The 21,501-nt window shown below is 59.6% G+C and carries 22 protein-coding genes; 7 read left to right on the plus strand and 15 right to left on the minus strand.

Annotated features, from left to right (window positions below; all coding sequences use genetic code 11):
* Positions 1 to 252: 252 nt before the first annotated feature.
* From HCK86_RS14565 to HCK86_RS14590, 6 genes are all read right to left on the minus strand, one after another.
* Positions 253 to 780 (minus strand): MerR family transcriptional regulator, encoded by a 528-nt coding sequence (locus tag HCK86_RS14565; protein ID WP_176085205.1) that lies wholly within the window; start codon positions 778 to 780, stop codon positions 253 to 255.
* Between the two features lie 90 nt (positions 781 to 870).
* The gene (locus HCK86_RS14570; protein ID WP_141150543.1) at positions 871 to 1,203 is read right to left on the minus strand and encodes an integration host factor subunit alpha; all 333 of its coding nucleotides are present in this window, start codon (positions 1,201 to 1,203) and stop codon (positions 871 to 873) included.
* 99 nt (positions 1,204 to 1,302) lie between these two features.
* Complete coding sequence (locus HCK86_RS14575) at positions 1,303 to 2,271, minus strand: beta-ketoacyl-ACP synthase III (RefSeq protein ID WP_176085206.1); 969 nt, start codon at positions 2,269 to 2,271, stop codon at positions 1,303 to 1,305.
* Positions 2,272 to 2,554: 283 nt separating this feature from the next.
* The gene (gene plsX / locus HCK86_RS14580) at positions 2,555 to 3,607 is read right to left on the minus strand and encodes a phosphate acyltransferase PlsX (protein WP_176085207.1); all 1,053 of its coding nucleotides are present in this window, start codon (positions 3,605 to 3,607) and stop codon (positions 2,555 to 2,557) included.
* 229 nt (positions 3,608 to 3,836) lie between these two features.
* A complete protein-coding gene (locus tag HCK86_RS14585) occupies positions 3,837 to 4,415 on the minus strand; it encodes a DUF177 domain-containing protein (protein WP_176085208.1) in 579 nt (192 codons plus the stop codon).
* A complete protein-coding gene (locus tag HCK86_RS14590) occupies positions 4,405 to 4,962 on the minus strand; it encodes a ubiquinol-cytochrome C chaperone family protein (protein ID WP_176085209.1) in 558 nt (185 codons plus the stop codon). Before HCK86_RS14590 ends, HCK86_RS14585 begins: the two co-directional genes overlap by 11 nt.
* A gap of 347 nt (positions 4,963 to 5,309) precedes the next feature.
* On the opposite strand from HCK86_RS14590, the gene HCK86_RS14595 reads away from it, so the two are divergent.
* Positions 5,310 to 5,777: an outer membrane protein assembly factor BamE gene (locus HCK86_RS14595; protein WP_246739627.1), complete on the plus strand. Its 468-nt coding sequence runs from the start codon at positions 5,310 to 5,312 to the stop codon at positions 5,775 to 5,777.
* Positions 5,778 to 5,884: 107 nt separating this feature from the next.
* Here HCK86_RS14595 and HCK86_RS14600 read toward each other — a convergent pair whose 3' ends face one another.
* From HCK86_RS14600 to HCK86_RS14625, 6 genes are all read right to left on the minus strand, one after another.
* Positions 5,885 to 8,020 carry a sodium-translocating pyrophosphatase gene (locus HCK86_RS14600; protein WP_176085211.1) on the minus strand — a complete coding sequence of 712 codons (2,136 nt, stop codon included), beginning with the start codon at positions 8,018 to 8,020 and terminating at the stop codon, positions 5,885 to 5,887.
* 286 nt (positions 8,021 to 8,306) lie between these two features.
* The gene (nusB, locus tag HCK86_RS14605; protein ID WP_176085212.1) at positions 8,307 to 8,771 is read right to left on the minus strand and encodes a transcription antitermination factor NusB; all 465 of its coding nucleotides are present in this window, start codon (positions 8,769 to 8,771) and stop codon (positions 8,307 to 8,309) included.
* A 103-nt stretch (positions 8,772 to 8,874) separates the two neighbouring features.
* Positions 8,875 to 9,357, minus strand: a complete 483-nt coding sequence (nrdR, locus tag HCK86_RS14610; RefSeq protein ID WP_176085213.1) for a transcriptional regulator NrdR — start codon at positions 9,355 to 9,357, stop codon at positions 8,875 to 8,877.
* Positions 9,357 to 10,661, minus strand: a complete 1,305-nt coding sequence (gene glyA / locus HCK86_RS14615; protein WP_176085214.1) for a serine hydroxymethyltransferase — start codon at positions 10,659 to 10,661, stop codon at positions 9,357 to 9,359. Before glyA ends, nrdR begins: the two co-directional genes overlap by 1 nt.
* Before the next feature lie 141 nt (positions 10,662 to 10,802).
* Complete coding sequence (locus HCK86_RS14620; protein WP_176085215.1) at positions 10,803 to 12,098, minus strand: L,D-transpeptidase family protein; 1,296 nt, start codon at positions 12,096 to 12,098, stop codon at positions 10,803 to 10,805.
* 158 nt (positions 12,099 to 12,256) lie between these two features.
* Complete coding sequence (locus HCK86_RS14625; protein ID WP_176085216.1) at positions 12,257 to 12,664, minus strand: DUF6163 family protein; 408 nt, start codon at positions 12,662 to 12,664, stop codon at positions 12,257 to 12,259.
* A 140-nt stretch (positions 12,665 to 12,804) separates the two neighbouring features.
* Between HCK86_RS14625 and hemB the strand changes: the two genes are divergently transcribed.
* The 3 genes from hemB (at position 12,805) to HCK86_RS14640 (ending at position 15,319) form a co-directional block, all read left to right on the plus strand.
* Positions 12,805 to 13,827 carry a porphobilinogen synthase gene (gene hemB / locus HCK86_RS14630; RefSeq protein ID WP_176085217.1) on the plus strand — a complete coding sequence of 341 codons (1,023 nt, stop codon included), beginning with the start codon at positions 12,805 to 12,807 and terminating at the stop codon, positions 13,825 to 13,827.
* A gap of 110 nt (positions 13,828 to 13,937) precedes the next feature.
* Entirely contained in the window at positions 13,938 to 14,402 is a 465-nt protein-coding gene (locus HCK86_RS14635) for an RDD family protein (RefSeq protein WP_176085218.1), read from the plus strand.
* Positions 14,403 to 14,563: 161 nt separating this feature from the next.
* Positions 14,564 to 15,319: an arginyltransferase gene (locus HCK86_RS14640; protein ID WP_176085219.1), complete on the plus strand. Its 756-nt coding sequence runs from the start codon at positions 14,564 to 14,566 to the stop codon at positions 15,317 to 15,319.
* A gap of 62 nt (positions 15,320 to 15,381) precedes the next feature.
* On the opposite strand, the gene HCK86_RS14645 is transcribed toward HCK86_RS14640, so the two are convergent.
* Positions 15,382 to 16,581 carry an MFS transporter gene (locus tag HCK86_RS14645; protein WP_176085220.1) on the minus strand — a complete coding sequence of 400 codons (1,200 nt, stop codon included), beginning with the start codon at positions 16,579 to 16,581 and terminating at the stop codon, positions 15,382 to 15,384.
* A gap of 112 nt (positions 16,582 to 16,693) precedes the next feature.
* Between HCK86_RS14645 and HCK86_RS14650 the strand changes: the two genes are divergently transcribed.
* Positions 16,694 to 17,029, plus strand: coding sequence for an ArsR family transcriptional regulator (locus HCK86_RS14650; RefSeq protein WP_176085221.1), 336 nt, complete (start codon positions 16,694 to 16,696; stop codon positions 17,027 to 17,029).
* Positions 17,030 to 17,042: 13 nt separating this feature from the next.
* On the opposite strand, the gene HCK86_RS14655 is transcribed toward HCK86_RS14650, so the two are convergent.
* A complete protein-coding gene (locus tag HCK86_RS14655) occupies positions 17,043 to 17,882 on the minus strand; it encodes a DMT family transporter (RefSeq protein ID WP_176085222.1) in 840 nt (279 codons plus the stop codon).
* A 131-nt stretch (positions 17,883 to 18,013) separates the two neighbouring features.
* Between HCK86_RS14655 and HCK86_RS14660 the strand changes: the two genes are divergently transcribed.
* Complete coding sequence (locus tag HCK86_RS14660) at positions 18,014 to 18,904, plus strand: LysR family transcriptional regulator (RefSeq protein WP_176085223.1); 891 nt, start codon at positions 18,014 to 18,016, stop codon at positions 18,902 to 18,904.
* Between the two features lie 218 nt (positions 18,905 to 19,122).
* Here the strand turns inward: HCK86_RS14660 and HCK86_RS14665 are convergent, their stop codons facing one another.
* Positions 19,123 to 19,599 carry a MarR family transcriptional regulator gene (locus tag HCK86_RS14665; protein WP_176085224.1) on the minus strand — a complete coding sequence of 159 codons (477 nt, stop codon included), beginning with the start codon at positions 19,597 to 19,599 and terminating at the stop codon, positions 19,123 to 19,125.
* Positions 19,600 to 19,850: 251 nt separating this feature from the next.
* Here HCK86_RS14665 and HCK86_RS14670 point away from each other — a divergent pair, with 251 nt between their 5' ends.
* Entirely contained in the window at positions 19,851 to 21,446 is a 1,596-nt protein-coding gene (locus tag HCK86_RS14670) for an MFS transporter (protein WP_176085225.1), read from the plus strand.
* The last annotated feature ends 55 nt before the right edge of the window (positions 21,447 to 21,501 follow it).

The raw sequence follows: 21,501 nt of genomic DNA on the forward strand, positions 1-21,501 counted from the left end.
AGTCCGGCGCGCATCATGAAGCTTATTCCACCAACAGAACGCATTAAAGGAACATTTTGCAACCGCGGATATTGCACTGCAAAGCGTCGAATCATCGCAGCTGGGAGCAATGGAAAAACGCGCCACAGAAGCCTGCAGCGCGTTGGCAATTTTGTTGCTTTCATCTTTCAGCGCGGCAACGGACCGAGCAGCCGCAAACCTCAACCGTTCCGCAAGACGGCGGTCAAAGGGAGAGAATCAACCGGACTGAAACTAGCGCACCTGATCCAGCAGGCGCTTGCACTCCAGCAGGTCGTAAAGGACTTCCTGCAGCAGGTTGTCATCGGCCTTGCCGCGACCGCTCGCCGGCGACAACTTGCCGCTGTCATCACCACGGCCGAAAAAGCGCCGTCCCGCCGATTTCTTCGGCCGCCCGACGATCTGCTCGTCATCGAACATCGATGTCTGGTCGCTGCCGCCATGGCCATCGTCCTGACCGGCGCCTGAAAGCGCCTGCAGAACCTCGGCATCCCCGGTTCCGACGGCGGTGACGAATTTATTGCCATTGGTGCGCAGCAATTTCTGCACACCCTTGATCGTATAGCCGTGATCGTAGAGCAGATGCCGGATACCCTGCAGCAATTCGACATCTTCGGGACGGTAGTAACGACGCCCGCCGCCGCGCTTCATCGGCTTCACCTGCGTGAAGCGGGTCTCCCAGAACCGCAGCACATGCTGGGGCAGATCAAGCTCCTCGGCGACTTCCGAGATGGTTCTGAAGGCTTCCGGGCTCTTGTCCATGAATCAGCTCCTGATGCGCGTGTAATGTCATTATTTCAACGAGATTCGCTGCCAGTGACAAGGCTGACATGCCGCAACCGCGCGAAAAGATCAGGACGCGTCACGCGCTGCCTTGGCCTTGCGTCCAAGATGCGATTTCAGGATCTTCTGCTTGAGGACGTTGGAAGCCTTGAAGGTCATGACGCGCCGCGGCGAAATCGGAACTTCCTCGCCGGTCTTCGGATTGCGGCCTATGCGTTCGTTCTTGTCGCGCACTTGGAAAGTCGCAAAGGATGAAAGCTTGACGGTTTCGCCGCGCACGATCGCGTCACAAATTTCGTCAATGACCATTTCGACCAGTTCAGCCGACTCCGTCCTCGAGAGTCCGACCTTTCGGAAAACTGACTCAGCCAGATCCGCACGCGTCACAGTTTTGCCAGGCATTCCCGCATCCTATTGATTGAAAAATTCCCCGTCCGCGAAGACTATTTGCGTCTGCGCACGCGGTCAAGTCAATGGTTGCCAGCAAAGGCCGCAATCCGTTCACCAACGCAACAATACTGCGCCCCAGGTGAAGCCGCCGCCCATAGCTTCCAGCATGACATGGTCATTCTTGCGAATCTTTCCGTCCGCCACTGCCGACGCTAGCGCCAATGGAATCGATGCTGCCGACGTGTTGGCATGACGGTTGACCGTGATGACAACCTTTTCCAGCGGAATACCAAGCTTTTTGGCAGAGCCTTCGATGATGCGGCGATTGGCCTGATGCGGCACAAGCCAGTCGAGTTCATCCGCCGTGATGTTCGCTTCTGCGAAAGCGGCCTCGATGACATCGGTGATCATGCCGACAGCATGCTTGAAGACCTCCCGGCCCTCCATGCGCAGATGACCGATCGTGCCGGTCGATGATACGCCGCCGTCGACATAAAGTTTTTCACAGTGAGAACCGTCAGCACGCAGGCTGGTGGCGATAATGCCGCGGCCTTCGGCCTGCTCTTCCTCAACCGCCTCAAAGATCACGGCACCGGCACCATCACCGAACAGCACGCAGGTCGTGCGATCGGTCCAGTCGAGAAGCCGCGAGAAGGTTTCCGCGCCAATCACCATAACACGTCTGGCGCGCCCGGCCCGGATGAAGCTGTCGGCCGTCGTCACGGCGTAGACGAAGCCGGAACAGACAGCCTGCATGTCAAAGGCGAAACCATGATGCATGCCCAGACGGCTCTGAATATTCACGGCCGTTGCTGGAAAGGTATTATCCGGCGTCGATGTCGCAACGATGATCAGATCCAGATCATCAGGCGTCAAACCTGCATCCGCAAGGGCTGCACGCGCGGCAGCCTCACCAAGCGAAGCCGTGGTTTCATCGGCACCAGCAATATATCTCTGGCAAATGCCCGTCCGCTGCTGAATCCAGGCGTCGGAAGTGTCGACAAGCATCTCAAGCTCGGCATTGGTAACTACCCGCTTCGGCAGCGCCGACCCGACCCCACACACAACAGAACGGATCATTCTTACTCCCTATCGACAGACCATCTGGAAAGCGTGGCTCGCGTCCTGCAGGCTGCGTCTTACTTGATACTAATGCGCCCATCGAACCCTGGTCCGTCGAACGCGTTTCTCTTATCCCTGCCGGGACGGATTTCACAACGCACTTTTCGTTACAAACGTAAAACTAAACTTCCACCGATCACATCTTAAGGGTGTGCAACCGGAAAAAACGATCGTGAATAGCAACACATCAGCCCCCGCCCCCAGGCAACCGGATCAGCCGATATGCCTCTCGGCTGATGGGCTAGCCAAGTGCAGCTTCAGGTCCGCGCGGCGGTTCATGCTTGGCGTGGTATTCACTGAGATCCTGTTGGATTTTTGCGGTCAGGCCGTTTTTCACCATGTCATAGGCCACTTCGACGGCAGCGGAAAAACCCTCTGCATCCGTGCCGCCATGGCTTTTGATGACAATGCCGTTCAGACCAAGAAAGACGCCGCCATTGATCTTGCGCGGATCGAGCTTGTCGCGAAGCATGGCAAAGGCCGCCCGCGCAAACAGATAACCGATGCGTGACATCAGCGTCCGCGACATCGCCATGCGCAGGAAATCGGCAATCTGCCGGGCTGTGCCCTCGGCCGTCTTCAGTGCGATATTGCCGGTGAAACCTTCGACAACAAAGACATCGACGGTTCCCTTGCCGAGATCATTTCCCTCGACGAAGCCTTCATAGGCGAGATTTTCGACATTGGCCTCGCGCAGCAGCTGGCCGGCCTTCTTGACCTCTTCGACGCCCTTAATCTCCTCAACGCCGACATTGATGAGTCCAACGGTCGGCCGCTTGATTTCAAAGAGCGCGCGCGCCATCGCGCCACCCATCAGTGCAAAATCGAGCAGCTGCTTCGCATCCGCACCAATCGTTGCACCGATATCGAGGACGATGCTCTCCCCCCGCGTGGTCGGCCAGATGCCGGCGATGGCCGGCCGGTCGATCTCGGGCAATGTCTTGAGGCAGAACACCGCCATGGCCATGAGGGCGCCGGTATTGCCAGCAGAAACGGCAACATCAGCCTCGTTGTCACGCACAGCCTGTATTGCCTGCCACATGCTTGAAACATTCCGTCCACGCCGCAAGGCCTGGCTTGGTTTCTCATCCATGCCGACCGCAACGTCGCAATTGTGAACGGTTGAGTGTTCTTTCAGCTTGGGATGAGCCTCCAGCAAGGCTTCGATCTCATCCTGTTTGCCATAAAGCTGATAGCTGATATCGGGATGGCGCTGCAACGCTTTCGCGGCGCCGCCAATTGCCACCTTGGCCCCGACATCGCCGCCCATGACATCTATCGAAATCTTGATCACGCGTTCTTGAATCCCATTACCTTGCTTCAGATGAAGCCGGGTCAAATTACCCTTTTTACCCTGCGAAACAACCACAGCCGGCCATTTTACGATCATTCTGCCTGCACATTGGTTTCGGCACCAAATATTTGGCAGTTTTGTGAATTCCTCTCAAGTCCTCAGGAAAAGTTGTGCCTGATACCTCAGAAAGGTTTTTCATTATCCCCTTGCTCGCGCATCGCCAAGCCCTTTACGGCTCGCGCTTCCAATCCTTCAGCGCGGCGAAGGGTGATTCCTTGATGTCCTCATCCTCGGCGGGCACCTCTTCCTCTTCCTGCGATGGCTCAAATCCGACGCCTTCCTTGCGCGGATAAGGGTCGATACCGAGCGCGATCGCCTCGATCGCAACGGCTGCCAGATCAATCTCGCCACCGGCAAAGACTTCCGGTGCATCCGGACCGTCCGGATCGACCAGCAGCGCGCCGTCTTCGCTGAAGTCGCGCTTGATCTGGCGGGAGCCCTCCGGCAGGAAAGTCATGTCGACCTCTTCGTCAACACGCGCCGCAATCGGCTCAAGCGTGACACTGCAGGCCTGGGTCAGACGCGCCGAGACCCGCCCGCGCACCCGCAGCCCTTCCTTGCGCCACAGCGTCACCTCAAGATCGGCGACGGCACTTTCGACCGAGACCACGTCAAAAACATCCGCGAGCGCGGCACGGCCGGCAGCATCAGCTTCGATATGAACATGCTTGACCTTGCCCGACGCGCGGGCTGCGGCGAAGGGGGAAGTAAAGCCGTCAATGGCACTTTCGGCATTCTCAATGGGCACGGCCCGTCTCCAGATGTTCAGGGACAAGGAAGCTCACAAGCCCTGTCTCCACGACAATTTCGTCCAGCCGCTCCAGATGATCCGTATTTTCCAGCATCCAGCGCGCCAGCTCGCCCATATCAGGCGGATCGGATTTTTCCGAGTAAAAATTGAACTGCAGCGCGCGCGAAAGCTGGGAGAGGTCACGCGCCTCAAGCGCCTGGGCATAGCGTTCGAGCCTGCCGTAAAACATTCCGGCCAGTTTTTTCATGCGCTTCGGCACCGAATTATCACCGACCCCCAGTTCGCGAATCGAATAGTCGACATCCATGAAAAAGGCATCGACGATGGCCTGGGCGATTTCCTTGCCGGCGGCGCCGGACTTCGCCGTGCGGCGCAAAAACAGAATCATCACCACCGACAGCATCTCGAAACGGCCCATCACCGTATCCGGTACACTATATTCCACATAGAAACACGGCATCCGTGTCGTCGCCGTAATCACGCCATACTGGCGGTCGACAATCACCTTGTTGTTGCGCCTAGAACCAAAAATACCCATCGCCATATTTCTTCTTGATCCGCAATCGAGGCCGTCGCCGACACGCTTTGCATTGCATCCGGACGCAAGCTGGTTTACCCAAGCATTTCGCAGTCGGCAATGTCATCTAGACAAGATAGATTGACGGCGTCCGGAACGCTTGCAAAACTCATTCGATGGTAATTTGCGGTCTAAATTCTCGCAACCTCGAATGTAGGAGCTTTGGCAGGTGATCCCATGAGCGGACGGTCATCCGCCATGGATACGCGAAAATTGACCAACGGGCCGTTAGATTATTGGCCAGACAAGAGATTTGTAACAGGGAGTGTTTCTTGGAAACTCGTCGCAGGAGCTTTGGAGCGAAACCGGTTCGTCTGGCAGTTGCAGGTGCGGTGATCGGCCTGACCCTCGCCGCAGCGGGATGCTCGACCACCCAGACGCTGTATCAGGGATATGTGGTCGATGAGCAGATGCTGCAGCTGATCAAGCAGGGCTCAAGCCGCGAGCAGGTGCTTTTGACGCTTGGCCAGCCCTCCACAACGGCAACCTTCGATAACGAAGTGTTCTACTATATCTCGCAGCAGAAGCAGCGGACCTACGCCTTCCAGAAGCCGCGCCTGATCTCGCAGGAAATTCTTGCGGTCTATTTCGGCTCGGACGGCCGTGTCGAAAAGGTCGCCCGTTACACCCTGCAGGACGGCCATGTTGTCGATATGGTATCCGACACGACGCCGACCGGCGGCAAGGACCTGACCTTCATCCAGCAGATCCTGTCGGGTTCGGGCAAGAATTCAGCCCGGAACTTCTTCGATACGGCTGCAGGCAACAGCGCCATCAAGTAAGGGCGCTGCCACAACGCGAATTCAAGAAAGGCCCGGTCGCATGCGACCGGGCCTTTCTCTGTTCCGAGGCTGCACGGAACGCCGGCCCTTTCGGACCGGCGCCGTTTTCATGCGAGAATTGCAAGCAGCAGCAACGCGACGATATTGGTGATCTTGATCGCCGGATTGACGGCCGGACCGGCCGTATCCTTGTAGGGGTCGCCGACGGTATCCCCCGTGACCGAAGCCTTGTGCGCTTCTGATCCCTTGACGTGGCGGACGCCATCCTTGTCAACGAAACCGTCCTCGAAGCTCTTCTTGGCATTGTCCCATGCGCCACCACCCGAGGTCATCGAGATGGCAACGAACAGGCCGTTGACGATCACGCCCAGCAGCGAGGCACCGAGGGCTGCGAAGGCCGAGGCCTTGGACCCCGACAGCGCCCAGACGCCAAAAAAGACGACCAGCGGTGCCAGAACCGGCAGCAGCGAGGGAATAATCATCTCGCGGATTGCCGCCCGGGTCAGCATATCAACCGCACGGCCATAATCCGGACGATCCTTGCCTTCCATGATGCCGGGCTTTTCGCGGAACTGCTTGCGCACTTCCTCCACCACGGCACTCGCCGCCCGGCCGACGGCCGTCATCGCGATACCGCCGAACAGATAGGGGATCAGACCACCAAAGATCAGCCCTGCCACGACATAGGGGTTTGACAGCGAGAAGGAGATATCGCCGATCCCGGCGAAGAAGGGATATTTGTCGCCATTGGCGGCAAAATAGCTCAGATCGTTGGAATAGGCGGCAAACAGCACCAGAGCGCCAAGACCGGCCGAACCGATGGCATAGCCCTTGGTCACGGCCTTGGTCGTGTTGCCGACGGCATCCAGCGCATCGGTGGACTTGCGCACTTCCGGAGGCAGTCCGGCCATTTCGGCAATGCCGCCGGCATTATCCGTCACGGGGCCGAAAGCATCGAGCGCGACGATCATGCCGGCAAGGCCGAGCATGGCGGTAACGGCAATACCGGTGCCAAACAGCCCCGCCAGCTGGTAGGTGGCGATGATGCCGCCGCAGATGACGAGCGCCGGCAGCGCCGTTGCTTCAAGCGAGACCGCAAGGCCCTGAATGACGTTGGTGCCATGACCGGACACCGAAGCCTGGGCGATCGAGGTGACCGGACGCTTGCCCGTGCCGGTGTAATATTCGGTGATGACCACGATCAGTGCGGTGACGATCAGACCGACAATGCCGCAGAGGAACAGGTTAAGGCCGGTGATATCGCGGCCGGCGACCTCTCCGAGGCTGCCGAAGCCGACCGTTGCCAGAACGGCAATGGCCAGACCGATAATCGACAGAAGGCCGGTGACGATCAGACCGCGGTAAAGCGCGCCCATGATCGAGCCGTTTGCACCGAGCTTGACGAAGAATGTTCCGGCAATCGACGTCAAGATGCAGACCGCGCAGATGGCCAGCGGCAGCAGCATGACACTTGACAGAATGGCCGTCCCGCCAAAGAAGATCGCCGCCAGAACCATGGTCGCGACAACCGAAACCGCATAGGTTTCGAAAAGGTCGGCCGCCATGCCGGCGCAGTCGCCGACATTGTCACCGACATTGTCGGCGATCGTTGCCGGATTGCGCGGATCATCTTCGGGAATACCGGCTTCCACCTTGCCGACCAGATCGCCGCCGACATCTGCCCCCTTGGTGAAGATGCCGCCGCCAAGACGGGCAAAGACCGAAATCAGCGATGCACCGAAACCGAGCGCAACCAGCGCATCGATGACCATGCGGTCGCCGGGATCATAACCAAGAATAACCGTCAGAATGAAGAAGTAGACAGAAACGCCAAGCAGCGCCAGGCCAGCAACCAGCATGCCGGTGATGGCACCCGACTTGAAGGCGATATCAAGCCCTGCGGGAAGGCTGTGCGATGCCGCCTGGGCGGTGCGCACATTGGCGCGAACGGAAACATGCATGCCAATAAACCCGGCCGCTCCCGACAGGACAGCACCGATGACAAAGCCGATCGCCGCCGTCAGCGACAGCAGCAGCCATGCCAGCACAAAGACGACAACCCCGACAATGGCAATCGTCGTATACTGGCGCGTCAGATAGGCCTGAGCGCCTTCGCGGATGAAGCCCGCGATTTCCTGCATGCGCGGCGAGCCCTGATCCGCCACCATGACTGAGCGTATCGCCCACAAGGCATAGACAATGGATATAAGGCCGCAGATTATTACTGCGAGTAATATCATCATTTCCCGTTTTCCTTCCCTCTACGGCTTCACCGGTGCTTTCAGACAATTCCGGTTCTGCTGAATGATGCCGTCCGATCCGGATATGCCGGATCGTCATTGCCGCCTGGCCATCTTGCAGACTGTCGTCTGTCCTCCCTGCCCATGGCGGACCACGATGAGAGTGCGGTCAGCTTGGTAAGGCGTCAAGTGGCAACAGTAGAGGGATGAAAAAGCACGGGGCGCTTTGCGATAAAGCAAAGCGCCCCGGAAAATTGCAAATCGATTTAGAAAGACCGCCTTGCAGGCTTCAGCCCTTCTTCTCCTCACGCAGCTTGCGCGCCAGACGGTCGAGCACAGCATGAACCAGCTTGCTCTCCTCGCCCTCGAAAAAGGCAACCGCGATCTCGACATATTCGGTGACGATCACGGCAACCGGCACATCCTTGCGATCCTTCAGCTCGAAGACACCGCAGCGCAGGATTGCACGCAGCGTGCTGTCGAGACGCGAAAGCGTCCAGCCATCGGCCAGTGCGCCGGCAATCAGCGGGTCCAGCACCTTCTGCTCGCGCACGACGCCTGCGACCAGAAACCGGAACCAGGATGCATCCGCCTTGAGATAGGTGTCGCCGTCGATTTCCTGACCAAGGCGATAGGCTTCATATTCGCTCAGAACCTCGGACAGCGACGTTCCGCCGACATCCATCTGGTAGAGGGCCTGAACGGCGGCAAGCCTTGCCGCACCGCGCTGGTTTGCTGTTTTCTCGTTTTGCATGTTCCACCTCGCATGCCCTTCAGGGCTGCGATCAAAATTTCCCGGGTTCTTCGGATGCGCCGCTAAACCATGAACCGGCCCGCTTCGCAAGTCACTTTGCACGTCAGGCGCCGTCTGTATCCGTATCGCGGCCGATTTTCGCCGAAAATTCGGAAATGATCTTCTCGAAATCCTCTGTCGTCGAGAAATCCCGGTAGACAGAGGCAAAGCGGACAAAAGCGACATCGTCCAGGCTTTTCAGCGCTTCAAGCACCAGGAGCCCGATCTCCTCGGAGCGGATCTCGCTCTCGCCCGAGCTTTCCATGCGCCGCACGATGCCTGAAACCGCGCGCTCGATCCGCTCACGTTCAACCGGGCGCTTTCGAAGCGCGATCTCGAAGGAACGGACCAGCTTGTCGCGGTCAAAGGCGACCTTGCGGCCATTTTTCTTGATCACCACGAGATCGCGCAGCTGTACCCGCTCGAAGGTGGTGAAGCGCCCGCCGCAATCCGGGCAGACCCGCCGCCGGCGGATGGAGGTATTATCCTCCGCCGGCCGCGAATCCTTGACCTGCGTGTCAGGCGAATTGCAGAAGGGGCAACGCATCAGCCGAGATAGCCATACATCGGGAAGCGATCGGTCAGCGACACGACCTTCGTGCGTACGGCAGCTTCGACGGCGGCATTGCCTTCATCGGAATTGGCTTCCTTCAGTCCGTCGAGGACTTCGACGATCAGGCGGCCGATCTCGGCAAAATCCTCTTCCTTGAAGCCGCGCGTCGTGCCGGCCGGCGTGCCGAGGCGAACACCGGAGGTGACGAAGGGCTTTTCGGGGTCGAAGGGAATGCCGTTCTTGTTGCAGGTGATGTAGGCGCGGCCGAGCGCCTGTTCGGCGCGCTTGCCGGTGGCGTTCTTCTTGCGCAGATCGACCAGCATCGAGTGATTGTCCGTGCCGCCGGAAACGACATCAAGGCCGCCATCCATCAGCGCACCGGCCAGTGCACGTGCATTCTTGACGACCTGAGCGGCATAATCCTTAAATTCCGGCTGCAGCGCTTCGCCGAGCGCCACGGCCTTGGCGGCGATGACATGCATCAGCGGACCGCCCTGCAGACCCGGGAAGACGGCCGAATTGATCTTCTTGGCAATGTCTGCGTCATTGGTCAGCACCATGCCACCGCGCGGACCGCGCAGCGATTTGTGCGTCGTCGTGGTAACGACATGGGCATGCGGGCACGGCGAGGGATGCTGGCCACCGGCGACGAGGCCGGCAATATGGGCCATATCAACCATCAGATAGGCACCGACCTCATCGGCGATGGCGCGGAACTTCTCCCAGTCCCAGATGCGCGAATAGGCGGTACCGCCGGCAATGATCAGCTTCGGCTTTTCCTTGCGCGCCTTTTCGGCAACTTCGTCCATGTCGATCAGATTGGTGTCGCGGGTGACGCCATAGGAGACAACGTTGAACCATTTGCCGGACATGTTGACCGGCGAACCATGGGTCAGGTGGCCGCCCGAATTGAGATCGAGACCCATGAAGGTATCACCCGGCTGCAGAAGCGCGAGGAATACCGCCTGGTTCATCTGCGAACCGGAATTCGGCTGAACATTGACGAATTCGACGCCAAACAGCTTCTTGGCGCGTTCAATGGCCAATTCTTCGGCAATATCGACGAACTGACAGCCGCCATAGTAACGCTTGCCCGGATAGCCCTCTGCATATTTGTTGGTCATGATCGAGCCCTGAGCCTCGAGAACGGCGCGCGAAACGATATTCTCCGAAGCGATCAGCTCAATCTCATGACGCTGACGACCGAGTTCCTTACCGATCGCGCCAAAGATCTCCGGATCGGTATCGGCGAGTGAACGGTTAAAGAATGTTTCGGTAAAACCTGTCTGATTTGTCATCGCATGAGGCTCCTGAGCGGGTTGCGGGCGGAAGGCGTTTTAACGCCCGCCGACCTAACGTGCAATAGAACAAAGCCGCCTGCGGTATAAGTCCGCAGGCGGCATTCAACATCTTATTCGCGAATCTTCGTTTCGCGCGGCTTATTCAACACCCGTCGTGGTCTGCAGCGCCAGTTCCGGCGCGCCATCAAGGTTATAGATGTCGTCGCGGAACTGAACCACGCCATCGCGCGCCGACCAGGCCGTTATATAGACGAAATGGTTCGGCACTTCCTGTTCCAGCTTGACCGGCGTTGAAATGCCGCTGCGAATGGTTTCCTCGATATGGGTACGATCCCAGCCGGGCGTATCCTTCAGCAGCCAGACATCAAGGTCACGGACATTCTCAATGCGCACGCAACCGGATGATTCGAACCGGACAAAGTCATTGAACAGGCTCTGCGTCGGCGTGTCATGCATGTAGACTGAATACTTGTTGTGGAAGTTGATCTTGGTCGAGGCCATCGCGCTGTTGGGGCCCGGATCCTGACGGAAGGTCAGGTTCGGCGCCTTTTCAGCGTTCCAGTCGATCGTCATCGGATCAACTTCCCGGCCCTTGTTGTCGTAAAGATGGATCTTCTGATCCGTCAGATAGTTCGGATCCTTCTGCATCAGCGGCATGATATCCTTCTGGATGATCGAGCGCGGAACAGTCCAGGGCGGATTGAAGATGATCTCGAAGATCTTGGAATTGAGAATCGGCGTCGCGCGCGTCGGCCGGCCGACAATCGCCGTATTGCGCAGGGCGACCACGTTATTTTCAACCGCTTCGGCATAGGCTGCCGGAATGTTGACCAGAACGTAGCGCTGGCCGAGATCGGTTCCCAGATCCTCGATGCGCGCCAGATTGGTCTCAAGCTGGTTGAGCCGGACATCGGCGCTGACATTGAGCGCCTTCAGCGTGTATTCGTCGATATAGCCGGTTTCCGGCAGGCCATGGCGGGCCTGGAAATGGCGCACGGCCCCCTGAACATAGCTGTCATAGGAGTTCGACATGCCGGCGGAGGCCTGCAGGTCGCCGGACGTAATCAGGCGCTTGCGCAGCTGCTGCACGGAAGGATCCGTGACGCCGAACTGCAGTGGTACGTTGGGATGAACCTCGGTCCAGCCGCCATTGGCGACGATCTGCTGATATTCGCCGATCGCCTGGGTCTGGTTGATCGCGGCGTTGGGGCCGAGAATGGGCTGGTTCGATGTCACGACGGCCTGAGCGCGCGTATTGGCGGCATCGAACTGGTCATCCCAGTTGCCACGGCCCTGCGCATTGATCAGCGCATCGACAGCCGTTTGAGCCCGCGCCAGTGCGGGCATTGCCAATGCACCAGCCGCAGCTGCCGTCACGAAGGCGCGTCGCGAAAGGCGCTTCTTCGAAAATTCGCTTCTGTTCTTCTCAGTCATCTCAATCCAGCTCAAAAGAGGAAAAGCCGAGAGCGCAAAGCGCCACATTCGGACATCGGAAACGGTCTTGGACCTTTTACCCTATGCCCTTTCACAGCAATATGGCCAATTGTTGTCGGCAACGGGTCGTCGAAAGGCAAGGCCAACCACACGCCACCTTAGTGCCAGCGAATGAACATCCGGTAAATCCAGAGCGCCATATAGACCAGAATCAGGAGGATATGAAGAGCGACGATAAACGGCGCTTCACCGAAAATACGCGGATAGGCACCATGGGAGACGATCTGGATTCCCGCGCCGATGAACCAGATCACGGCCCCCCAGCCAACGCCGAACCAGAGGCCCAGTGCGGCCACCGGAAAACAGACAGCCAGGATCGCTTCGACGAAGCGGACATCGGGGTGAACCACATCAAAACGTCCGGCGCCGCCATGCGAAAGGCCGATCAGCGCGGCCCAGCAGCCAAGTGCCAATATGATCAGGTAGAAGGCCACTCCCCGCTGGAACAGCAGAAAAAAACCCTGCGAAAAACTTGAACGATAAGTCGTGCTGCGATCCGTTTCCATGACCGTTCTTATAGCCGAATCCCGGCCTAACAGAAGACAGCTTTTGCGCTGGTGAGACAATTCGATCATTTTATCGTGAAAGGCTTGGTGCTAAACCGCCTGACATCCGTCAACTGACGAGACGAGAGCCGAGGCCCAGAATGAATAGCAATGAAGACAAGACCCATATCGTCGACAGGATTACCGGACACCGCCGCATGCGCCGGATCCGCAAGGCCGACTGGCAACGGCGCATGGTACGGGAAAACCAGCTGCGCGTTGATGACCTGATCTGGCCGGTCTTCATCGTGCCGGGCACGAATATCAGCGAACCGATCCCGGCCATGCCGGGCGTGGAACGGATGAGCGTCGACCGCCTTGTCGAGGCTGCACGCATGGCCGCAGATCTTGGCATTCCAGCCCTTGCGACCTTCCCCAATATCGAGATGGAGAAACGGGACCAGACCGGATCGGAAATTCTCAATCCCGACAATCTGATCAATCAGGCGACGCGCGCCGTCAAAAAAGCCGTTCCCGAAATCGGCATGATCACCGATGTGGCGCTCGACCCCTTCACCAGCCACGGCCATGACGGGATCCTGCGCGACGGAATCATCGTCAATGACGAGACGGTGGAACATGTGGTCAAGGCAGCGATTGCGCAGGCAGAAGCAGGATCGGATATCATCGCCCCCTCCGAAATGATGGATGGCCGTATCGGTGCCATCCGCGAGGGACTGGATGCGCATGGTTTCCAGGATGTCGGCATCATGTCTTACGCGACGAAGTTCTCCTCGGGCTATTATGGCCCCTATCGCGAGGCGATCTCCACCAGCGGCCTTCTGAAAGGCGACAAGGCGACCTATTACGTCGATCCGGCCAACGGCACCGAAGCGATCCGCGATGCGGCGCTCGATGTGGAGGAAGGCGCCGATATGCTGATGGTCAAGCCCGGCCTGCCCTATCTCGATATCTGCTGGCGGCTGAAGGAAGCCTTTTCCCTGCCGGTTTTCGCCTATCAAGTCTCCGGCGAATATGCGATGCAAAAGGTCGCCGCGGAACGCGGGCTGATTGATGGGGACCGGGTGATGATGGAAACCCTGCTCGCCTTCAAACGTGCCGGCTGTGACGGAATCCTGACCTATTTCGCTGTCGATGCCGCCAAAAAGCTTGCGAAAGCCTGATATTGCGCGACAAACCATTGCAGCTGGGGGCCAGCGCCCCCAAATGCATGGGCCTGACGCCTGCAGCCTTTCTGGGTTGCGGCACAACGAAAGCCCCAAAGAGGTCTGCCATGAGCCTTGACAGAGACACCAGCCTTTATGCACCGACCGACTGGCGCGCCTATTCCGGCGTTCTGTCGCGGCGGATCTTCGCTTTCCTGGTCGATTACATCGTCATCGCCCTGCTCTGGATCCCTGCCGCCGTGATCGTGTTCTTCGTCGGCATCGCCACCTTCGGCCTCGGCTTCCTGCTCTATCCGATCCTCTATTTCATCGTCGCCATCTTCTATTTCGGCATGACGATGGGCGGTCCGGCCCAGGCCTCGCCCGGCATGCGCGCCATGGGGCTGAAGATCGTCCGCACCGACGGCATGCCGATGGATTTCCTGACGGCGGTCGTGCATCTGGCGCTGTTCTGGATCTTCAACTCGCTTCTGACGCCGCTGGTGCTGATCGTCGGCATATTCACCAGCCGCAAGCGCCTGCTGCATGATTTCCTCGTCGGCGCGGTGATGGTCCGCAGCGAGCAGTTCTGACGTTTTTCAGACAGACCCTGCAAATATCTGACGGGCTTGACCTCAGCAGTTGACCTTTTTCCGGTTTAGGCCATGCTAGATCCATGAACCGGTTCGCCATCTGGCGCTGCCCGGCTCGTGAGATCAAACTGAACCTGGCGTGACCATCCGGTAGGCTGAATATGAACACTCAGACCACGCAGTCACCACAATTCTATCTGACTGCCCCCGCGCAATGTCCCTATCTGGAGAAGGAGCGCGAACGGAAGGTCTTTACCCATCTGGTCGGACCGCGTGCCGCCGAGATGAATGACCTTCTGACCCAGGGCGGTTTCCGGCGCTCGCAGAATATCGCCTATCGGCCCGCCTGCGAAAACTGCCGCGCCTGTGTATCCGTGCGCATCATCGCCAGCGCGTTCACGCCGCATCGCAGCATGAAGCGCACCATAGCCCGCAATGCCGATCTGGCCGGAACGGAGCTTCCGGCCCGCGCCAGCCTCGAACAATATGACCTGTTCCGCACCTATCTCGACAGCCGTCACCAGCAGGGCGGCATGGCCGACATGTCGATCGGCGACTATTCGGTGATGGTGGAGGAAACCCATGTCGAGACGCGGGTGATTGAATATCGCGTCCGTTCGGGCGCTCTGGAGGACCCCGGCGAGCTTGTCGCCGTGGCGCTGACCGACGTGATGATCGACGGGCTCTCCATGGTCTACTCCTTCTTCAACCCGGCATATGAAAAGCGCTCGCTCGGCAGCTTCATGATCCTCGACCATATTCGCCGCGCCGAGGAAGCCGGCCTTCCCTATGTCTATCTCGGCTACTGGGTGAAGGGATCGCGCAAGATGGATTACAAGAAGCGGTTCCTGCCGCAGGAGCACCTGACCGGCCACGGCTGGGAACGCGCAGATCCGGACGCAGATCTGGAAGACTAAGTCGCAGACAGTTGGCATCAAAAGGCAAGCGAGCGCCGCCGGTGGCAGCGCCCGCCCGATTGTCAGTCTTGCGTTCCATATTTGCGGAACAGCGCAGCGGCGGCGGCCATGACGGCAATTGTGAGGCCATAGAGCATGACCGTCTGCTGAAGCCCCAGAAATGGCAGGGCAAGGCCCGCGGCCACGACCGGAACCCCGAAGGCGATATAGCTGAGCGTAAAGAGCGACGCGAACAGCTCGCTGCGCTCATCTGGTCCGGCAAGCGGCGCGAGGGTCCGGATCAGCCCGTAGAAGCAGGCGCCGAAGCCGGCACCGCCAACGGCGAGCGCCAGAAGGTAGAGGGCGAACCAGTGGAGCCCGATGCCGACCAGGGTGACGATGGTTCCGATCGCCAGCGCCGATGCCCCGGCAAGCGTTGCCCGGCGCGGCGCATGGCGCGTCGCCAGAAGCGTTGCCCCCGCTCCGGCACCGGCCATCAGCGTCACAACCAGCCCCTGCAGCACGAAATCCGTACGGCCGAAAATGCCGGAAACGATCGCCGGACCAAGGGAAAGGTAAAGTCCGCCCGTCGCCCAGCCGGCAAAGATGGCCGGCGCACCGCGCCAGAAGGCACCCCTGGCGGCAACGGGAACACCAAGACGGGGCTTCAGCGATTGCATGAGCCCCTCGTGACGCGGCGCCGTTTCCGGCTGAAGCCAGACGAAAAAGACGAAAAGCAGCGACAGGGAAACGATGCCGCCGAAGACATCGAATTTCGGCGTTGCGCCGAAATCCATGACGATGCCTGCCGCCAGTGAACCGAGCGCCAGTCCGCCCAGAGGCAGGACGGAATTGCAGATGGCGGCAAGGCCCGGCATGTCCGGCGGCTCGAGATCAACGATGCTGGCCGGCAAGGCTGCGAGCAGCAGCCCGCAGCCAACGCCCTGAATGATGCGCGCCACGAGCAGCATGGAAACGCTGTGCGCGGTGCCGAACAGCAGCGCAGAAAGGCCGAGAATGAAGAAACCGGCAGACAGCACCGGCCTCCGCCCCAGATGATCGGACAGCGCCCCGGCGATCAGCAGCGTCAGCAACAGGGATACGGCATAGATGGCGAAGATCGCCGTCATCATGGCTGAAGAAAAGCCGAGCTCCTGTTTCAGCAACGGATAGAAGGGGGATGGCGCACTGGCCGTCGCCATCATCATGGCACTGCCGGCAAGCATGACCCAGAACCCGCCACGGGCACGGGCGGAAGAGGCAATCGAGACTGTATCCGACATGGTCGCTCCATCGGAATGCTCAGCGACGTCAGAAGACATGTCGCCAATAGTTCGAAAATATTCGAACTATTCCCTACTACCAATCACACGACGGTTCAACTATATTCGAACCATGAAGAATGCCAAGCCCTCACACGTCCATGAACTGCCGCATCCGGCCACCGACGAAATCGTGCTGACGCAGGTGCTGTTTGCTCTCAGTGATCCCGAACGTCTGGAGATCGTGCGCCAGCTGAGCGAGGGACCGCTGGAAATGGCGCAGTGCTTCCTCTCTGATCCGGAAATGCCGAAATCGACCAAGTCGCATCTGATGAAAGTGCTGCGCGAATCGGGCGTGGTACGCAACGAGCCCTGCGGACGCGGCCGGCTGCTGACATTGCGCCGCGACGACCTCAATCAGCGCTTTCCGGGAATGATCGACGCCATTCTCGCAGGCGACAAGGGGTGAGCGGCCGCCGCGCCTAAACCTTCATCACCACGACACCGGCGGCAATCAGCAGCGCTGACAGCCAACGCCAGCGGTTGACCTTTTCATTGAGGAGAAAGGCGGCAATCAGCGTCGCAAACAGAATGCTCGTTTCCCTGAGCGCCGCCACGAGCGCGATCGGCGCGACCGTGAAGGCCCAGACGACAATCCAGTAGGCTCCCAGAGACATGGCCCCTGCGGCGATGCCGGTCTTCCATGCGGGCAGCACCGCCGAGAAGACACGGCGTCCTTTGATGCATACGGCAACCACGGCCATGATCAGCGCATCCACGATCACCATTGCCAGGATAAAGCCGGTCGCCGTTCCGGCAATCCGCGCGCCCGTGCCGTCCACCAGCGTATAGCTGGCGGTAAAGCCCGCGGTGCCCAGCGCGTAGAACACCGCCCGGCGATCCATCCTGTTTTCGCGGGCCCCCTTCAGCGTCATCAGCAGGATCCCGGCAGAGATCACCGCGATCGCCATCAGCGCTGCCGGAGACAGGACGACCCCGAGGCAGGTGAGCGATACCAGCGTCACAATCAGCGGCGCCGTTCCGCGCGCCAGCGGGTAGGCCTGGCTTAGATCGGAAAAGGCATAGGCCCTGATCAGGAACAGCTTGTAACCGGTATGCAGCAGGGCAGCGGCGGCAATAAAGCCCCACGACGCCAGTGCAGGCTTTTCAACGAAAGGCAGGATCGGCAATGCAATCGCCGCCTGCACCAGCGCCAGAAGCAGGATGGTCGAGAACCGGTCCAGACCGACCTTGACCACAGAGTTCCAGCCAGCGTGAAGCAGCGCAGCCAGCAACACGGCCGCGAAGACATAGGTTTCCATCAGCTATTTCCAGAAAGCAGCGCCGCCGGAGACCGCGCATAAAATGAGATAATATTTCATACTGTCTTTTCGCTCATTGATTTCTTTTTGAAAAACGACAATTCTTCGCATTCAATGTGAGAAAAACGCACATGAAACGCGGCACGATTCCCCTCAACGCTCTGCGCGCCTTCGAGGCCACCATGCGCCACGGCCAGATGGGGCTGGCGGCAGATGAGCTGGGCGTCACCCATAGCGCCGTCAGCCGGCAGGTTCGACAACTGGAGGCAATCCTCGGCGTCGCGCTCTTTGAAGGTCCCCGTAACCGGCTGACACCGTCTCAGGCGGCACTGGACCTGCAGCCGGTCCTCAGCGAGGCTTTCGAGAGCATTGAGCGTGCCGTCGCCCGGGCGATGCAGCGTGATCGCCAGATCCTCGACGTTTCCTGCACCAGCACGCTAGCCATGCGCTGGCTCATACCGCGGCTGGTCGATTTCCAGACACGCCACCCGACCATCGAGATCCGTCTGACGGCCGATGACGCTGCGGTCGACTTTTCCCGGCACCGGTTCGATGTGGCCATCCGCGTGTTGAAGCCGCCCTTTGGCGACGCCATCGTCGACCCGCTGTTTCCCGACGAAACCGGCCCCGTGCTCAGCCCGCGCCTTGCAGGCGACATGACACTGGAAAACGCCGAGGCGCTTCTGCATCTTCCGGCATTGCAGACCAGAACGCGACCCCATGCGTGGATGGACTGGGGACGTCAGCTTGGCCTGTCCCCACCGGCCGATGGCCGCATCTTCGAACATTTCTATTTCATGCTGGAAGCGGCAACCGCCGGGCTCGGGGTTGCGATCGCGCCTGAGATACTGGTTCGCGACGATCTTGCGGCCGGCCGGCTGATCGCCCCGTTCGGCTTTCTGCCGTCGGGGCTGACCTATGTCGCGCTTCGCCCGCGAAGGCCGAACCGGGCCGCAGAACGCTTTGTGAACTGGCTGACCGGAGCGAGCGAGACGGGAAGCAGCAATGGCGGCGACCACTAGTGCATCTGCTCGAAAATCGGAACGATTTTCGAAAAGAACGATGCCTAGATTCAATATGATAGAGCGTCCTGCTGCGTCCAAAAGCACGCACGGCGCTCTGGCCCCCAGCCTTATTCCGGCAATCGTGAAGGCAAGTCGCAGCCCGCCTGTTCGGGCGGCCATCTCAGCAGAGGCGGGCCGCCGACGGCATCTTCAGGACGTGCCGGAGGCCTGAGCGGTCAGGATGCTTTCAGCTCCGTACCGTCGTCTTCCGTGTTCTCGAGGCGATCGTAAAGCGCAGCATTGAACCGTGCCATGTAATCGGCAAAGCGATCCACATCCTCGCCATCCCATCCCGCCATCAACCGCTCCATGCGCTGGAGCCTGGTTTCGCGCATATTTTCCGCGAGAATGGCCCCGTCCCTGGTCCGGGCGACCAGCACGCTGCGCCGGTCATCCGGGTCGGCCTCTCGCACCACGAGGCCACGCTCTTCCATGGCAGCCACCTGACGGGTTACCGTCGTTGCATCGAGCGCCAGCGTCCTCGACAGGACCCCGACCTTGCGCGGACCTTCGGCCAGCTGCAACAGCAACAGATAATGCGAACGCTCCAGCGGATAATTGCGCCTGCGATTAAGCGCCTCCAGAAGGCGCGCAAGAACCGCGGCCTCCTGCTCCAGTGCGCTGATCCCCTCAGCAGCTTGCTGGCTCACCATATGATCTCCCTGTTTTTCGTACTCAGGCGCTACCGGCGACACGAATTCGATCATTTGCCAGCCCGTTACACCAGAGGCGCGAATCAGGATCATCGGGCGCCATCCCCGGTCGCTCGATGACCTCGAGCCTTTATGCACGGAATAAATGCTTTTCACAGCCTTAAAGATGCAGATCCCGTTGCAGTGCCACGTTAAATTATATATGCATCATACATTATTTGTATCTTACATCAATAGTGAAAGACCGCATCATGGCTGCGCATGACGCAACTCCCAACTTCCTCGATCAGCCGAAAGCCGTCTGGGCCACCGCCTTTGCCTGTGTGGTTGGCTTCATGTCGATCGGGCTTGTCGACCCAATCCTCACCTCCATCGCCAAGGGACTGAACGCCTCTCCCGCCGATGTGTCGCTTCTGTTCACCAGCTACTTCCTTGTTACCTCGGTGATGATGCTGTTCACCGGCTGGCTCAGCAGCCGTATCGGCGGCCCGAAAACCCTTCTGGTTGGCGCCGCGCTGATCATCGTCTTTTCGGCGCTTGCAGGCATGTCCCATTCTGTTGCCCAACTGGTTCTGTTCCGCGCCGGCTGGGGACTTGGCAATGCCTTTTTCGTCGTCACGGCCCTTTCGGTGATTGTTGCATCGTCACGCGGTGGCATGAGTGCGGCGATCCTCATGTATGAGGCGGCGCTCGGGCTTGGCATTTCCGCCGGCCCGCTTCTGGGCGCCGCCCTTGGCGGCATGTCGTGGCGCTACCCCTTCTTCGGCACGGCCACCCTGATGGCAATCGGGTTCATCGCGATCTTCTTCCTCCTGCCCGCGCAACCGAAACCCACACACAAGATCTCGGTCACCGCGCCGATCCGCGCGCTCGGCCATGCCGGACTGCTGACTGCCGCCGTCGCCGCATTCTTCTACAATTACGGCTTCTTCACCGTACTGGCCTTCGTGCCCTTCGTGCTCGACATGTCGGCGCATGCGGTTGGTCTGATCTTCTTCGGCTGGGGTCTTCTGCTGGCGATCTTCTCCGTCATCGTTGCTCCACGCCTGCAGGCGCGCTTATCGACCGTTCAGATTCTCGTCGGCTGCCTGTTGATCTTTGCGCTGCTGCTGCTGGTGATGGCCTATAGCCCGATCAAGATCATCGCGCTCTGCGTCGTTCTTTCCGGCGCGCTGATGGGGGTCTGCAACACCGTCTTCACCGAGCTTGCCCTTGGCGTCTCCGACAGCCCGCGCCCGGTCGCTTCGGCCGGTTATAACTTCGTGCGCTGGTTTGCCGGCGTCATCGCCCCCTTCGCCGCTCCGCATCTGGCAGAAAGCTTCGGCACGGCCTCGGCATTCTACGTTGCCGTGATTGCCGCGATCGCATCGTCCCTGGTGCTTTATCTGCGCCGCCGGACGCTCACCGAAAAGGACGAGAGCGCGCCGGCACCGGCACCGGTCAGCGCCGGCGTCGTTGCCGCGATCGCCGGGCTGCCGCAGGATCAGGCCATTCTTGCCCGCGCTGCAGAACTGGGACGCAACCACGCCCTGCCCGTGTTCGTGCTGCATGTGCGCACCTATGAGGTGATGGATGGAACCGCAGCAGCAGCCGAAAAAGGCGCGGACGCCTTGCGCCTGCTCGATGCGGCCATTGCCGACATCAAGACACGGGGCCTTGCCGCCAGTGGAGAGGTCATCGAAGCCGCCGCCGCCCATCTGGTGCCGGCCATCGACGTGAAGCTGAAGGCGCTCGCGCCCCGCTATGTCGTGCTCGGACGCGGCACCGGCGGCGATCTCAGCCATGGCAGCACGGTCGAAGGCCTGGTGCGCAGCGTTCCGGAAGGCCCGGAAGTGGTTCTTGTCTGAGCAAGACACGAAAAGGCCCGCAGATTTGCGGGCCTTGTTGCTGCTGACGACCCTC

Source organism: Martelella sp. HB161492, assembly GCF_013184775.1.
Classification (GTDB): domain Bacteria; phylum Pseudomonadota; class Alphaproteobacteria; order Rhizobiales; family Rhizobiaceae; genus Martelella.

Excerpts from the sequence above, each read along its gene's own strand:
- HCK86_RS14565 (WP_176085205.1), bottom strand. The coding sequence starts at position 780 with ATGGACAAGAGCCCGGAAGCCTTCAGAACCATCTCGGAAGTCGCCGAG.
- HCK86_RS14570 (WP_141150543.1), bottom strand. The coding sequence starts at position 1,203 with ATGCCTGGCAAAACTGTGACGCGTGCGGATCTGGCTGAGTCAGTTTTC.
- HCK86_RS14575 (WP_176085206.1), bottom strand. The coding sequence starts at position 2,271 with ATGATCCGTTCTGTTGTGTGTGGGGTCGGGTCGGCGCTGCCGAAGCGG.
- HCK86_RS14590 (WP_176085209.1), bottom strand. The coding sequence starts at position 4,962 with ATGGCGATGGGTATTTTTGGTTCTAGGCGCAACAACAAGGTGATTGTC.
- HCK86_RS14600 (WP_176085211.1), bottom strand. The coding sequence starts at position 8,020 with ATGATGATATTACTCGCAGTAATAATCTGCGGCCTTATATCCATTGTC.
- nusB (WP_176085212.1), bottom strand. The coding sequence starts at position 8,771 with ATGCAAAACGAGAAAACAGCAAACCAGCGCGGTGCGGCAAGGCTTGCC.
- nrdR (WP_176085213.1), bottom strand. The coding sequence starts at position 9,357 with ATGCGTTGCCCCTTCTGCAATTCGCCTGACACGCAGGTCAAGGATTCG.
- glyA (WP_176085214.1), bottom strand. The coding sequence starts at position 10,661 with ATGACAAATCAGACAGGTTTTACCGAAACATTCTTTAACCGTTCACTC.
- HCK86_RS14620 (WP_176085215.1), bottom strand. The coding sequence starts at position 12,098 with ATGACTGAGAAGAACAGAAGCGAATTTTCGAAGAAGCGCCTTTCGCGA.
- HCK86_RS14625 (WP_176085216.1), bottom strand. The coding sequence starts at position 12,664 with ATGGAAACGGATCGCAGCACGACTTATCGTTCAAGTTTTTCGCAGGGT.
- hemB (WP_176085217.1), top strand. The coding sequence starts at position 12,805 with ATGAATAGCAATGAAGACAAGACCCATATCGTCGACAGGATTACCGGA.
- HCK86_RS14635 (WP_176085218.1), top strand. The coding sequence starts at position 13,938 with ATGAGCCTTGACAGAGACACCAGCCTTTATGCACCGACCGACTGGCGC.
- HCK86_RS14640 (WP_176085219.1), top strand. The coding sequence starts at position 14,564 with ATGAACACTCAGACCACGCAGTCACCACAATTCTATCTGACTGCCCCC.
- HCK86_RS14645 (WP_176085220.1), bottom strand. The coding sequence starts at position 16,581 with ATGTCGGATACAGTCTCGATTGCCTCTTCCGCCCGTGCCCGTGGCGGG.
- HCK86_RS14650 (WP_176085221.1), top strand. The coding sequence starts at position 16,694 with ATGAAGAATGCCAAGCCCTCACACGTCCATGAACTGCCGCATCCGGCC.
- HCK86_RS14655 (WP_176085222.1), bottom strand. The coding sequence starts at position 17,882 with ATGGAAACCTATGTCTTCGCGGCCGTGTTGCTGGCTGCGCTGCTTCAC.
- HCK86_RS14660 (WP_176085223.1), top strand. The coding sequence starts at position 18,014 with ATGAAACGCGGCACGATTCCCCTCAACGCTCTGCGCGCCTTCGAGGCC.
- HCK86_RS14665 (WP_176085224.1), bottom strand. The coding sequence starts at position 19,599 with ATGGTGAGCCAGCAAGCTGCTGAGGGGATCAGCGCACTGGAGCAGGAG.
- HCK86_RS14670 (WP_176085225.1), top strand. The coding sequence starts at position 19,851 with ATGGCTGCGCATGACGCAACTCCCAACTTCCTCGATCAGCCGAAAGCC.